The following is a 12,287-nucleotide window of genomic DNA, read 5'->3' on the forward strand; positions in this document are numbered from 1 at the left end:
TGGCTGTACAGCCATCGGTACAGCCAAGCCGGGCGACTCCAACCGATAGGGACGGACGCGAGGCGACGAGACGAGCAGGCCAGCCGCAATAGCCGACGCCGACCGACAGCGGTCTTGATCTTTGCAAAGCAGGGGTTCGGTCGTGAGTCAGTGGGAGCCAGGGGTGGGCACCGGTCACCGCGCCAACACCGCCACCATTATGGCGAAGCCCCCGACCAGCTGGATGACCCCGCCGAACACGACAAATGGCCACCACTGACGGGAGTCTTGCCGTTGCTGCGGAAGAGGCTGAGTCGGCTGGTTCCACGCGGCAGGTACTGCCACCACATGCCGGCGGTCCGGCCACAGCGGTGGCGGGGTATGGGGTCTCGACTCAGCCATCATGGGATGCCCTCCGACGGCGCCGTGGGGCGTTGCTTGGGTTTTGGAACCGGGCGGGGCCGCTGGGGGTCGGTGCGGTCCCGCCCGGTCGTGGAGGCCACGCACCCGACCTTCCACCCCGGGAAGGCGTTGGGGATTAGTGCCGTGTTACGTCCTTCGCGTCCCATCTTTGCCGGGACTTCGGTTGTGCCGCCGATCGGGAGAGCCGTCCTGGTCTGGCATGCGTCGGTCGGATCGCCGCCATCGGCAAGGCCGGCCTCCGCCTCATCGGCCGACAGCCGAGCTCCACGCGCGATGCGAGGCAGGCGTGCAATCTACGTGCAACAAGAGCCGGGCATCAGCGGGATTCCGGGGTCAAGGAGGGTCAGACCGGACAGACGTGCCCTCGGGTGAAACGCAAGAGCGCCGACCGGCGTTTCCGCTGGTCGGCGCTCTGGTAGCCCGGCGAAAGGCTATGTGGCCAGGGGCGGGGTCGAACCGCCGACCTTCCGATTTTCAGTCTGTGGTCACCCGATCTCCTGACCAGCATCTATGCCCATTTGTCCGGATCTCCTATGTATCAAGTTCTACGGAACGTGACGTTAGAAGGCATCTCCTTCGCCTCCCGTGCCCCCACGGGGGCACGGGAGGCGAAGGGCATGGCCATGGCTCTGATCAGGAGCCCCCGAAATCGAGGAGCCTTTCCCTCTTGGCCCCTGCTGCAGCGGCCCGATAGGGAGGACGCGCCGGAGTTGTGGCGCCGGAGGTCCACTTGGGCCCTTCAGGCGGCACTGCCCAGAAAGACTGCTTCACGCGGCGCGATCAATCGTAGACACTGCGTCCATGTCGGTTGATCGAACATGGCGTTCGCCGCCCGGTATCACGCTGGCTCAGGCCCGGGCGGGGAACGAAAGCGGTGTCAGTGCCGCCTTGGAGATCGGCAACCGGTCGTGTCAGCGGCCCCGCAGCTTGTCCCACACTGTCCGTCTGGGTTGTGGTTGCGCCGAGGGCAGCACGTCTTCGGCAAGCATCCGCCGGGCCGCGTCGCGCGTGGCGGCGGACAGGTCCGGAGTCACGCACGCAAGCTGCGCCAGCGACGTCGCGATGAGCACGGGCCGGGTCTGTTGCGCCGTAAACGCTTTCTCGAAGCGCTCGGCCACCAGCGCGGCGACACCGGCCCGTTGCGCCGGGTCCGTCCACGCCGAGGCCACCAGCGCGTAGACGGCCGCCTCGGTGGTCCAGTCCTCGACGCCGAAGACGATGTCGGCCAGCAGCCCCGTTTCACCCCGGTGCAGCAGGCCAAGGCAGCACCACGCCTGTACGGTCCGCTCCCACACGGACATCCGTGTGCGCACCGGCGACTGCGGCGGGTGGACGAGCAAAGACAACAATTCTTTGACGGGTACCTCGCGCAGCCGCGCCGCCGCATGCAAGGTGACCGCAGGCGGGCCCCAGGACCGTTGCGCGGCAAGCTCCGTCACCACCCCTGCGGCATCGGGGTCGGGCGGGGGCAGGGCCGCGGTCTCCCGGGTACCGTCGTAATGCCACAGCACGGCGCCGCCTGGACGCAAGGGTTGGCGCGGATCGGGTTCGCCTGGGCGGCCCATGGCGATGACGATGCCCGGGCAGCGTCGCCGTACCAGGGCGATCGCGCTCGGCGGCTCCATCGCGGAGATCCCGATCTCCGTCGCCATCTGCTGGGGATTGAGTCCGGCGACGGCGTTGATGCTCGACGCCTTGCCGACGGGCACAAAGCCTAGCCACGCAATGTCGCGGGCCTCCTCGAAATAACCGGCATTGACGCGCTCCATCAGCTGGCCTAGGTCACGTGCGCCATGATCGGCAGGCATGCGGGTCAGCCTAGACCGCCACCGCCGGCGACGCTGCCCGAGCGGCGACCCGGCCCGCGTCTCGCGACTGTGAAACATGTTCACCGATCTGGCCGTGCTCGCGGTAACGATGTCGCTACGGTGCTGATGAGGGCCGCGCCGAAAGGGACTCGTGACAGTCAAGCCGTTCCAGGGCAAGATCACCCTCGATGTCCGCGACTCGCTACCGGACTGGGCAGCGCTGCGCCTATCTGGTTTCCACCCCGCCGCCACCATGCTCGGCCACCCTCATTTGCCGCGATCAGCGCGCTGAGGTTTCGCAGATCAGTTGGCGGACGACTGTCGCGCATCAGTCGACGGAGGGCAGACGTTCGAAGCGCCGCAGTGCCGAACGACGGCATGGTCTGCGAATAGCCGCTTCAGCGGCGACGGTCCGAGGATCCCTTCAGCGGACGTCTTGGCTGGGCCAGCGGCGAGGTGGCCATCGGCCGGGTCGGCGGGTGCTCCTAGCGGTCACGCCGTCCGGTCCGCGACCTGGTTGATCGCCCGGTGCAGGTCCGACAGGCGGAAGGTGACTATCTTGTCTTCGGCCGCGGCCCGCTTTCCGTCAGCCACCAGCTCTCGCAGCATCACCGATGGGTTGATCCCTCGGCGGCTCGCTTCCTCTACCAGCCATCGGGAAAGGTCGTCGGGGAGACGGGTGGAGTACACCATGGTCACCCTGCGTGGCGTGGTTTCTACCTCGGCGCCCGACCAGTCGATCGGTTCTTGTGCTGCCCGCATTGCTTCATCACGATCCATGGTCAGCCCCCGTCGGTCAGTGCCTCGGCGTAGGGAGCCCTTGGCCGCTTAGATGTCGGGCAGTAGCCACGTCTGTTGCCGCCAGCGATCCTCCTACCACGCCAACCGAGTTTACAACTGTAAACAGGATGCTGGCGAAACTCCTGCTTCCTCCTGTCGGTTGGACGGGCGAGGTGGGTTTCGCGGCGTGGGGTCCCAGGCCCACGAGGGGTCACGGGTGGGAGGACTCTTGCCGATGAATGTGTCGGCTGCGGCATCCAGGACACCGTTTGAGCCGGTTGGCAGAGGCGCTCCTGAAAGTCAGGCGCACAAGCTTGTGAGCGTCCCGGCAGCTGGCTCCGCAGCCTCAGCTGGAATGAAAAATGGTCGGCGGATCGAACTTGGCGCCGCTGCGTGCCCCCGCCGTGCCCCCAGAGATCATCAACGGGTAGTACTTCGTCGATGGATTGCTCGGGAAAAAGGAAGGGCGGTGACCGCGTTTCCGCTGGTCACCGCCCTTTAGCCCGGCGAAAGGCTATGTGGCCAGGGGCGGGGTCGAACCGCCGACCTTCCGATTTTCAGGCACCCGCATTTCCGCAGGTCAGACAGCCGCCGCAACCCGTCGTGCGATGGCCCGTGAGACTAGGTCCGCATGGTGATGTGCCGGGGCAGCCGTGCGACATCTCCGTGCGCGGCCAGCTCGGACAGGGCTTTGGCGATCTCCCGGTCGCGCCCGTCGACGGCGTGCAGGTAACGACGAGCAGCCGCCATCGACGAGTGACCCAACCGCTTCATCAGGTCAGCCAGGGTCGCGCCAGTCTGCGCTGCGAGGGTCTGCCCCGTGTGCCGCAGGTCGTGAAAGGTCAGGTCATCCAGACCCACCTTCTTCCGTGCCCGGACGAACGCCTGATACAAGCTGTCCCCCCGCAGTGGCGAACCGTCGCGGCTGACGAACAGCCGGTCTTTGCCCGCGTACTCATCCAGGTGAAGACGGATCACCGGAACGACGTGCGGCGGGATGGCAATGGTTCGCTTGCCCGCCTCGGACTTGGGGTCCTTGTCGAACGACTTCCCCCGGTCGTGCAGCGGCTCAACCCGTGCCTTGCGAACCGTGATGGTGTGCTCGATCAGGTCAACGTCCGAGACGCGCAGACCGGCGATCTCCCCACGCCGCAGGCCGCACCAAGCCGCGATGAGAACCGCCGTGCGGTACCGCGGATTGATGGCGTCGACCAGGGCGACGACCTGAGCCGGCGTGGCGACTGGACGCTCAGCGGCGCGGACCGTGCCGGCCCCCGGAATCTGGCACGGGTTCCGCGCGATGATGCCCTCACGGACGGCGGTGTTCATGACCATCCGCAGGAACCGGTAGGACTGAGAGATAGAGGTACGGCCACCGCTGCCCCGTAGAGCGCCGGCATGCCACTCCCGGACCCTGCTCGCGGTCAACTCCCGCAGGGGCACGTCTACCAGCGATGCCAGGTGAAGCCGGAGGTTCCGCTCGCACGTCTCCCGCCACCGGACGCCGATCTTCGGACTGTCCCGCAGAATGGCCCGCGCGTAGTTGCCGAACGTTTCCGCCGCCGCTCGATCGTCCAACCACGTGCCACGCGAGATGTCCGCCTCTACCAGCGTCAGCCAGCGGCTAGCGTCCGTCTTCGTCTTGAAGGTGTGCGGCGCGTTCTGCCGAGCGCCGCCACCCGGGGACACGAAGGAGGCGTGGAAGCGACCCGAGGGCAGCTTGCGGACGTAGCCGAACTGGCGACGCTTGCCCATCAGGCCACCGCCCTTCCGCCGGACCAGGAGACGGTGACCGGCTCGACAGTGCCGGCGGCGATGAACTCCGCGAGGGCTGTCTCCGGTATGCGGACGTGGTGACCGCCGAGCTTGACGTAGCGGATGCGCCGCTCGGCGATGAGCCGGCGGGGGAATCGCTCGGTGGTGCCGAGGCGAGCCGCGGCTTCCTTGACCGTCAGCAGCTTCTCCACCCGGTGTCCTCCTTCCTGGTCGCATCATCAGCCGGAGTTGCCGAAACATCGGGCGGGACGGCGGCGCGTCTGGCGGCATCGAGTTGTGCCCGCCATTGGATGCGCTCGGAGATTGCCCGTAGGACGCGGTGACCGAGGGGCGCCACGTCGGGGTCGGTGGGTTTGGCGAGTTCCCAGGCGTGCCGCTGCTCGCCGCCGGCCGGGGCCGTGTCGGCGTCGGTGGTGACGCCCAGAAGGGCTTTGACCCAGTCGCGGCGGTCGGCGCGGTGGTCGGCGAGGGTTTTGCCGGACCACTGCCGGGAGATGAGGACGCGTCGGCCGCCGATGCCGAGGGTTTCCCGCTTGTGGACCTTGTTCTTGCAGTTCCCCGGCTTCAACCCCGGGCGGGCCTTCTTCGGCTGGACGCCGTAGAGCAGCCAGTTGGCGCACCGCTCCGAACACGGCGTGCGCCGCAGCTCCATCCAGAGCCGTTCCAAGTGCGCCCGTTGCCGGGCGGTGGTGACGTCGTGGCAGTCGGCGGCCTGCTTGGTGAGGTACTTGGTGATGTAGCCGACGCACCGGTCGGCGTCCTTGGTGCCGGCGAGGATGCCCTTGGCGTCGACCTGGACGCCGAAGCGGACGACGTGCACCGGTTGCACGTCGGGGTCGGCGTCGACCAGGTCCAGGGCGTCATCCCAGGTCGGCAGCAGCCGGCCGGTGGCGGGGTCGGTGTAGCCGCCCGCGTCGGCGTCCCACTGCGGGGCGTTGCCCGGTTCGTAGACGAGCTGGTCGACGGGCGGCCACCACACCTGGTGGTAGGTGGCGGCGGCGACCTGCCGGACCAGCGCCCGGGGGATGGTGCCTCGGATGGCGAAGTGCGCGTGTGGGGCGAGGCGTCGTTGCGGCTCGACCGCGCCGGCGTATTGGACGTTCCAGCCGACGGCCCGGCGCAGGTTCTGCCAGAACCGGTCGAGCAGCCGAGGGAAGTGCACCGCATCCCACGCGGCCCGCCGGTAGTCGTAGCTGTCCGGGTCGACCGGAGTCCCGTCGGAGTGCACCCGCCCGTAGGAGCCGAGCGTCAGGGTGAGGAACATCGACGGCCGGAACACCTGCCCGCCGTGACCCTCGTACGTCCGGCCCACCGTCCGGCTCTCCACCGGCAGCCGGGGAAGGTCCGGGGCGTCCTGCCGGCGTTTGGTCGACCGCACCCGCCGCTTGCCGTCGCCGTCCTCCTGGTCGTCGGCGGCGTGGGGCGGTCCGGGTCGGCCGCGGAGTCCTTCGGTGGTGATCTGGGCTTCCAGTTCCGCGATGGCGTCGTCCAGGTCGGTGACCTGATCCCACTGCGATGCGCGGGCGGCTTCGTCGCGGGCGAACTCGAGATGCGCGCGGGCGACGATGAGGCCGCGTTGTGCGTCGGTGGCGGGTTGCGGGCCGGGGTCGGGTTCGTCGTCGCGGTGCCAGCCTTCGCGGATCTGCTGCTGCCGTAGTTTCCGGGCGCGGGTGGCGCAGGCGGGGCACTTGGCTTCCTGGGTGGCGCCGCACGGCATGTCGATGACCTCGGTCCGCCCGGAGTCGAGGTCGGTGCGGCGCAGGGAGACGGGGCGGGTGCAGACCCCGTAGTCGGCGGCCAGGTCCTTGACCACGTCGACGGAGCGGGGCATGAGCATCCGTGCGGCCCGGGAGCCCGGCCTCGGGCCCTCAGGGGTGGCGGGGGCGAGGCCGGGCAGCGTCGGGGTGATGGTCATCGGCCCACCTCCGCCGTAGCGGGGGCGAGGTCGCGGACCCGGACGGTGGGGCGGGTGTCGGCGGTGGCGTGGTCGTCGCGGTGCGGGTCGAACACCGCCACGCCGGCCCGAGTCGTCTTGGCCCGGTACATCGCGGCGTCGGCGTCCGAGAGGGCGGCGGCGAGGCCGGCTGGGCTGGCGGGGGCGAGGCCGATGCTGGCGGCCACCGACACGGACACCCCGGAGGGCAGGCGGACCGGGGCGGCGATGGCGGCGGCGAGCTGGCGGGCAGCCGTAGCCGAGTTCGGGTCGAGGAGCAGGGCGGCGAACTCGTCCCCGCCGAGGCGGGCGGCGACGCCGTGAACGGTGCGCAGGCGGGAGGCGACGGTGGTCAGCACGTGGTCTCCGGCGGCGTGGCCGTGGGTGTCGTTGACCGGCTTGAAGCCGTCCAGGTCGACCACCACCAACCAGGGTCGCAGCGGCGAGAGCTGTTCCCACGCCTGGGCGAGTCCGGCGCGGTTGGCGAGGCCGGTGAGCGGGTCACGGCGGGTGGCGCGGTGCAGGGCGGCCAGTTCGTAGCGGGCGGCGGAGAGCCGGTACTGATCCCAGCAGAAGACGACGAGGCCAGCGGCGAAGAGAACGCCGGACAGCAGGTGTTCAGTCATCGGGTCACCTCCCCGGTCAGCGGGGTGCCGTTGCGGCGGACGAAGGCAGCCGGCGGCACCGGGGCGACCGGGGCCGGCCGGGTCGGCTCGACCGGGGTCGGGCGCGTGGGTTCGACGTCGACCAGGGCGACGGGCTCAGGCGCAGCCGGCGCGGCGACCCGGGTCGGCTGGACGGGCGATGCAGGCGGCGTGATCGGGCGGGCCGACGCGGGGGCGGCCGGGGTCGGGCTGGGGGCGGTGGTGAGGACGAGCTTGGACAGGCCCATGAAGGCCAGGGCGGGGACGGCGGACAGCAGCGACCCGGTCAGGCCGGGCTTGGCGACGGCGAGCTGCGCGGCGAGGGACAGGGCGACGGCGGCGACGAGTAGGAACATCGGGTAGCCGACCGGCTGACCGTTGCGGCGTCGGCGGCGGATGGTCAGCAGGGCGGCGACGGGGACGAGCTCGGAGATGACGGCGTTGGCCCAGCCGAACCACTCGCCCGTGCCAGGCGGGGAGTTGTCGAGGGTCCAGTCCTTGACGTGGGTGAACGAGGCGGCCCCGGCGAAGCCGGCCACCAAAAGGAGGATGACGACGAGGACCAGGCCCTCAGCGCGGTCGGCGCGGCTGTGGGTGGGGTGGGGCTTCATGCGGCACCGTCCAGGACTTCACCGTCGATCACGCGGAGCCGGCCGTAGGTGTGGGCCATGTCGCGGATCTCGTCATCGGTCAGGTAGGAGAAGCGGACCCGCATCGGGGTCGGATCGCCGTCGATGACCACGAACCCCACCCCCGGCAGGCTCTGGGGGATGCGGTCGCACAACGCGCCCCGGTCCCGCATCCCCTCCCCCAGCACCAGGTCCACCTGCGCGGCCTCGGCCAGCCGCAGCCCGATCCGGGTCGGGAACAGGTCTCGGAACGGCAGCACCTCCTTGCGGGGGTCCTGGATCGCCGCTAGGACGTGCACCCCCACCGCGCGGCCCTGGGACAGCAGGATGGACAGGGCGGCCTTGATCCGATCCTTCAACTGCCGGTCGGTCAGGTACGCGGTCAGGTTCGCCAGCTCGTCGATGACGACGACGATCAGCGGCTCATCCGGCGTCGGGGTGTGCTGGCGGGTCCGGCCGTAGAGCTTCCCGGCGCGGTCCTTGGCGACGGTCGCGGCTTCCTCGATCAGCTCCGCCATGGCGGCGTAGTCCTTGCGGGCGAAGCGGGCGAACATCGGCGCACCCATCCCCAACTCCATGCCGCCCTTCGGATCGAGTCCCCACAACTGGACGAGGCCGGAGGTGACCCCGGCCGCGAGGGAGCGGACCACGGACCAGATGACCGAGCCCTTCCCCGAACCCGTGGCGCCCACCACCAAGACCTGAGTCCCGAACAGGCGCAGGTCGTAGCCGTCGCCGTCCTCGCGTCGGCCCACCGGCAGGGCGGTGAACTCCGGCACCGCCGGCACCGGCAGGGGGCGAAGCAGCTTGGCGAGGGGGTCACCGCGGAACAGGTGCAGCAGCACCACATCCGGCCGGGCACCGGGGGTGGCTTTGACCTGGCGGACGCCGAAGGTGTGCGCGAGGCGTTCGGCGACTTTGGCGAAGTCGTCGGGGATTTGCCCGGTGACCATCCGCACCGTGACCACGTCCACGCCCGAGGCGCACCGGACGCGGCGCAGGACGGGCAGGACGGTGTGCTGGTCGAAGGACACGGCGAGGCGGGCGGTGACCATCGCGGCGTGCCAGTTACGCCGGTACAGCCACCGCCGGAACCGGGACAGCACCGGCCACCACCCGAACCGCAGAAACGAGGGCCGGTGACCGAAGCCCCAGCCGGCCGCGACGACCGCTACCAGGACCACGACCCCGACCGGACCGGCCCAGCCGAACCGCAGATACAGCCAGCCGAACAACGCGGCCGGGGCGGTGACGTACCAGAACCGGACCAGGACCACCGCCAGGCGGGCAAGGGCCTTGATGGTCCACAAGGTCAGGGCCAGCCAGAGCGGGATGCGGATGAACGGGGTGCGGACGTTGATCGGGGCGGGGTCGATCCGGTCGCCCCGGATCACGTTGACCAGCGGCATCCCTCAGCCCTCCCCCACCGTCGCGGCGAACAGGGAGCCCTGCCCGGGGGAACCGGAACGACGGCGCACGACGCGGCGGCGGACCACCGGCCGGGCGGGCATCAGCGCGGCCATATCGACCGGTCCGGTCTGCGGGGCGGGGACGTGGCGGGTCATGGTCGGCAGCCACCGGCCACGCCCGAGCACAGCACGCAGGTCGACGCGGTCGGAGACGTGCGGGGCGATCAGGTCCGGGTCCAGGTGGCGCAGGTTCACCACCGTCCGCGCCAGAGCAGCGGCAGCGGCGGAGATCTCCACCAGCGCAGCCACCCGGACGGCGTCGGCGGGGATCGTGGTGTAGACCTCGCGGGCGGCCCGGATACCGGGGCCGGCCAGCCGCATCACGGTGCGGCGGTGAGTCTTCCGGCGGGGGGCGGGGCGCGGGTTCCCGGCGATGCGGGCAGCGTCAGCTAGCGTGGGCATCAGCCCAACTCCTTCCAGGGAGAGCGGGTGAGGCGCGGGGCGGGATTCGACTTGGCGGAAGAGGCCCGCCCCGCGCGTCCAGATCTGGTCAGGCCGCCTGCTTGATCGCGGCTTCGGTCATGGCTCCGGCGCGGATCGACCACGCCTGGCGAGCCCGGCACTTCCCCGAGCCCTTGCACCGCTGGCTGTCCACATACGGCGTGAGGGTCACGTCGGTGAACTGCACGGCCGGCGGATAGCCCGGGATCTTCGACGCCGGCGGCACCGGCTGAACCGGCGCGGCGATCTTCACCTTCACTTCCTTGGAACCGCCGAACTTGCCGGCCTCCGGGTCCAGGTCGAGGACCTTGACTACCCACAGGCGCTCGCCCGTGTCCTTGTCGCGGGCCTGGTCGTCGCCCTGGCCGCGCTTGTTGAAGTCCGTCACCGGCTCCACACCCAGGCACAGCGCACCCTGCGGGAACACGTAATCGAACGGAACCGGAACCTTGATCGTGTTCGGGACAGCCATGCCCCAGACCTCCTAGTTGAGTCGGCCGGCATCCCCGGCCCTGACTTGGATTGCGCGCCGTCCGGCGCACTTCGATGATGCTCGCTGTCTCGCGCATCGTCAAGCAATTGCGCGCAATTGCTCTAGACTTGGTCCTGCCAGGTTCCGTCACTCGCACCAACTCGCCCCGGTTGTCTCGTCAGCAGCCGGGGCGATTGCGTGAAGATGCGCAGCAGTGCAGCATCGAAGGCATCTGCGTCGCGGGACGCAGCGAGGGAAGGGGCCTGAGGATGCGGAACCTGGAGTTCCTGTGGAAGGACGCCACCTCTGGCGGGGGCGGCTGCCCGGCGCTGTACAGGACCGAGGGCGGCTACGTCGTGCAGGGCATCAAGCTCGATGACGAGACTCGCGCACAGCTTCGCCAGCTGGCGGACAACGAGGACGGCGTCTTCGTACCGTCGAACGTGCTCGATCGCCTGCGCGAGATGGGCTGACCATGGGAACACCGCTCACCGACGACGAGTTCGCCGAGCAGCTCCGAACGTTCGACCACACCGCGTTCCGGCTGGAACTCCAGCCGGCGTACCTGGAGCCCAGCGAGCACGACACGGTGGCGAAGTTCTTGGCCGGCAACCCGGAGCCTCCGACAGAGGTTCCCGGGCTTGCTGCCTGGTTCGAGCAGATCACCGAGTTGACGCAGCAGGGCAAGCGGATCGAGCGCGTGCGGGTGCACGAGGATCCGCCGACCGACTACCAGCGGTGGGAACGTTGGATCGGCCGGTGGAACGTCGAAGCCGGCGAGGAGATCCACTACCTGACGCGGGCGAGAGCGCATGAGATCGGCTTGCTGCCCGCAGCCGGCGATGTCGACTGGTGGTTGCTGGATTCCAGCCGACTGATCACGATGCGGTTCGACGAGGTGGGCCACCGGATCAGCAACGAGCTGGTGACCGACCCGGCGACCGTGGTGCAGGCGTGTGCGTGGCGGGACCTGGCAGTCCACTACGCCGCTCCGGACAACGCGCGGAGCGCAGCCGCCTAGCACGAGGAGTCACCCGTGAACCCGATCGAAGAGTGGCTTACACAGCCCGAAGGACTGGCCGATCGCCTGCGTGCCCTGCGCACGCAGGCCGGCCTGTCCGGCAAGCAGCTCGCCGAGGCGAACGGCTGGGCACCGTCGAAGGTCTCCCGGCTGGAGAACGGCCGGCAGATGCCCGCCCCCGCAGACCTCTACGCCTGGGCGCGTGCCTGCGGCGCGGACGACGCCGCCCAGGACCTGCTACGGATGCTCGGCGAGGTCCAGGCCGTGCACCGCGACTGGCGCCGCCGGATGCGCCAGGGCCAGGCCGCCGTCCAGGACAGCTACAACCAGCTCGTCGCCGAATCGCGCCTCATTCGGCATTTCGAGACCGTCTACGTACCGGGCCTGCTCCAGACCGCCGACTACGCGCGGCGCATCCTCACCGAGATGGTCGAGCTGCACAACCTCGACGTCGCCGACGTGGACGCCGCCGTAGCCACCCGCATGCAGCGCCAGCATCTGCTGTACGACACCAGCAAGCGGTTCGAGTTCCTACTAGCCGAGCCCGTGCTGCGGTGGCTGTTGTGCCCGCCAGAGGTCATGCGCGGCCAGCTCGACCGCCTGCAAACCGTGGTCGGCGTACCGAACATCCGCTTCGGCATCCTGCCGCTCGGCGTCCAGCTCGCCACCACACCGCAGAACTCCTTCCAGATGTACGACGACGTCGCCATCGTGGAGACTTTCGTGGGCGAGACCACCCATCGCGACGATGAAGCCTCCGCCTACGCTACGGCCATCGAACGACTTTGGAACGAAGCCGTCACCGGCGAAGACGCCCGCAGACTGATCGTCCGCGCCGCCCAAGACCTTCCGCACTAGTCACCTAGTTCGAAGCTTAAACAAAGCGCCAATACTGCGAGCACCCAGTTGATG

Annotated in this window: 13 protein-coding genes and 1 tRNA gene; 3 read left to right on the forward strand and 11 right to left on the reverse strand. The window is 69.5% G+C overall.

Annotation, left to right across the window (positions count from 1 at the left end; all coding sequences use genetic code 11):
- Positions 1-838: 838 nt before the first annotated feature.
- The 11 genes from DKL51_RS18060 to DKL51_RS18110 form a co-directional block, all read right to left on the reverse strand.
- Positions 839-905, reverse strand: a tRNA-Phe gene (locus DKL51_RS18060).
- A gap of 408 nt (positions 906-1,313) precedes the next feature.
- Positions 1,314-2,210: a hypothetical protein gene (locus DKL51_RS18065; protein ID WP_123809783.1), complete on the reverse strand. Its 897-nt coding sequence runs from the start codon at positions 2,208-2,210 to the stop codon at positions 1,314-1,316.
- Between the two features lie 492 nt (positions 2,211-2,702).
- The gene (locus tag DKL51_RS18070; protein WP_123809784.1) at positions 2,703-2,990 is read right to left on the reverse strand and encodes a hypothetical protein; all 288 of its coding nucleotides are present in this window, start codon (positions 2,988-2,990) and stop codon (positions 2,703-2,705) included.
- 621 nt (positions 2,991-3,611) lie between these two features.
- Entirely contained in the window at positions 3,612-4,745 is a 1,134-nt protein-coding gene (locus tag DKL51_RS18075; RefSeq protein WP_124812284.1) for a tyrosine-type recombinase/integrase, read from the reverse strand.
- Positions 4,745-4,957, reverse strand: coding sequence for an excisionase family DNA-binding protein (locus tag DKL51_RS18080; RefSeq protein WP_124812285.1), 213 nt, complete (start codon positions 4,955-4,957; stop codon positions 4,745-4,747). Before DKL51_RS18080 ends, DKL51_RS18075 begins: the two co-directional genes overlap by 1 nt.
- Complete coding sequence (locus tag DKL51_RS18085; RefSeq protein WP_124812286.1) at positions 4,942-6,681, reverse strand: replication initiator; 1,740 nt, start codon at positions 6,679-6,681, stop codon at positions 4,942-4,944. The genes DKL51_RS18080 and DKL51_RS18085 overlap by 16 nt, the downstream gene beginning before the upstream one ends.
- Positions 6,678-7,325: a GGDEF domain-containing protein gene (locus tag DKL51_RS18090; RefSeq protein ID WP_124812287.1), complete on the reverse strand. Its 648-nt coding sequence runs from the start codon at positions 7,323-7,325 to the stop codon at positions 6,678-6,680. Before DKL51_RS18090 ends, DKL51_RS18085 begins: the two co-directional genes overlap by 4 nt.
- Positions 7,322-7,954, reverse strand: coding sequence for a DUF2637 domain-containing protein (locus tag DKL51_RS18095; RefSeq protein ID WP_124812288.1), 633 nt, complete (start codon positions 7,952-7,954; stop codon positions 7,322-7,324). Before DKL51_RS18095 ends, DKL51_RS18090 begins: the two co-directional genes overlap by 4 nt.
- Entirely contained in the window at positions 7,951-9,381 is a 1,431-nt protein-coding gene (locus DKL51_RS18100; RefSeq protein WP_109965776.1) for an FtsK/SpoIIIE domain-containing protein, read from the reverse strand. The genes DKL51_RS18095 and DKL51_RS18100 overlap by 4 nt, the downstream gene beginning before the upstream one ends.
- Before the next feature lie 3 nt (positions 9,382-9,384).
- On the reverse strand, positions 9,385-9,843 hold the full coding sequence (locus tag DKL51_RS18105) for a hypothetical protein (protein WP_123809731.1): 459 nt from the start codon (positions 9,841-9,843) through the stop codon (positions 9,385-9,387).
- Between the two features lie 88 nt (positions 9,844-9,931).
- Positions 9,932-10,354: a hypothetical protein gene (locus tag DKL51_RS18110; RefSeq protein WP_124812289.1), complete on the reverse strand. Its 423-nt coding sequence runs from the start codon at positions 10,352-10,354 to the stop codon at positions 9,932-9,934.
- Between the two features lie 77 nt (positions 10,355-10,431).
- Between DKL51_RS18110 and DKL51_RS36450 the strand changes: the two genes are divergently transcribed.
- From DKL51_RS36450 to DKL51_RS18125, 3 genes are read left to right on the forward strand one after another with little or no spacing between them, the layout of a single operon-like run.
- Complete coding sequence (locus tag DKL51_RS36450; protein ID WP_243422244.1) at positions 10,432-10,827, forward strand: hypothetical protein; 396 nt, start codon at positions 10,432-10,434, stop codon at positions 10,825-10,827.
- Between the two features lie 2 nt (positions 10,828-10,829).
- The gene (locus DKL51_RS18120; protein ID WP_109965777.1) at positions 10,830-11,375 is read left to right on the forward strand and encodes a DUF6879 family protein; all 546 of its coding nucleotides are present in this window, start codon (positions 10,830-10,832) and stop codon (positions 11,373-11,375) included.
- A gap of 15 nt (positions 11,376-11,390) precedes the next feature.
- Positions 11,391-12,233, forward strand: a complete 843-nt coding sequence (locus DKL51_RS18125; RefSeq protein WP_109943257.1) for a helix-turn-helix domain-containing protein — start codon at positions 11,391-11,393, stop codon at positions 12,231-12,233.
- Positions 12,234-12,287: the final 54 nt, after the last annotated feature.

It is taken from the genome of Micromonospora globispora, assembly GCF_003857015.1.
Classification (GTDB): Bacteria; Actinomycetota; Actinomycetes; order Mycobacteriales; family Micromonosporaceae; genus Micromonospora; species Micromonospora globispora.

Coding starts and splice junctions, on each gene's coding strand:
- DKL51_RS18085 (WP_124812286.1), bottom strand. CDS start 6,681: ATGACCATCACCCCGACGCTGCCCGGCCTCGCCCCCGCCACCCCTGAG.
- DKL51_RS18120 (WP_109965777.1), top strand. CDS start 10,830: ATGGGAACACCGCTCACCGACGACGAGTTCGCCGAGCAGCTCCGAACG.
- DKL51_RS18090 (WP_124812287.1), bottom strand. CDS start 7,325: ATGACTGAACACCTGCTGTCCGGCGTTCTCTTCGCCGCTGGCCTCGTC.
- DKL51_RS18075 (WP_124812284.1), bottom strand. CDS start 4,745: ATGGGCAAGCGTCGCCAGTTCGGCTACGTCCGCAAGCTGCCCTCGGGT.
- DKL51_RS18065 (WP_123809783.1), bottom strand. CDS start 2,210: ATGCCTGCCGATCATGGCGCACGTGACCTAGGCCAGCTGATGGAGCGC.
- DKL51_RS18100 (WP_109965776.1), bottom strand. CDS start 9,381: ATGCCGCTGGTCAACGTGATCCGGGGCGACCGGATCGACCCCGCCCCG.
- DKL51_RS18095 (WP_124812288.1), bottom strand. CDS start 7,954: ATGAAGCCCCACCCCACCCACAGCCGCGCCGACCGCGCTGAGGGCCTG.
- DKL51_RS18110 (WP_124812289.1), bottom strand. CDS start 10,354: ATGGCTGTCCCGAACACGATCAAGGTTCCGGTTCCGTTCGATTACGTG.
- DKL51_RS18105 (WP_123809731.1), bottom strand. CDS start 9,843: ATGCCCACGCTAGCTGACGCTGCCCGCATCGCCGGGAACCCGCGCCCC.
- DKL51_RS36450 (WP_243422244.1), top strand. CDS start 10,432: ATGCTCGCTGTCTCGCGCATCGTCAAGCAATTGCGCGCAATTGCTCTA.
- DKL51_RS18070 (WP_123809784.1), bottom strand. CDS start 2,990: ATGGATCGTGATGAAGCAATGCGGGCAGCACAAGAACCGATCGACTGG.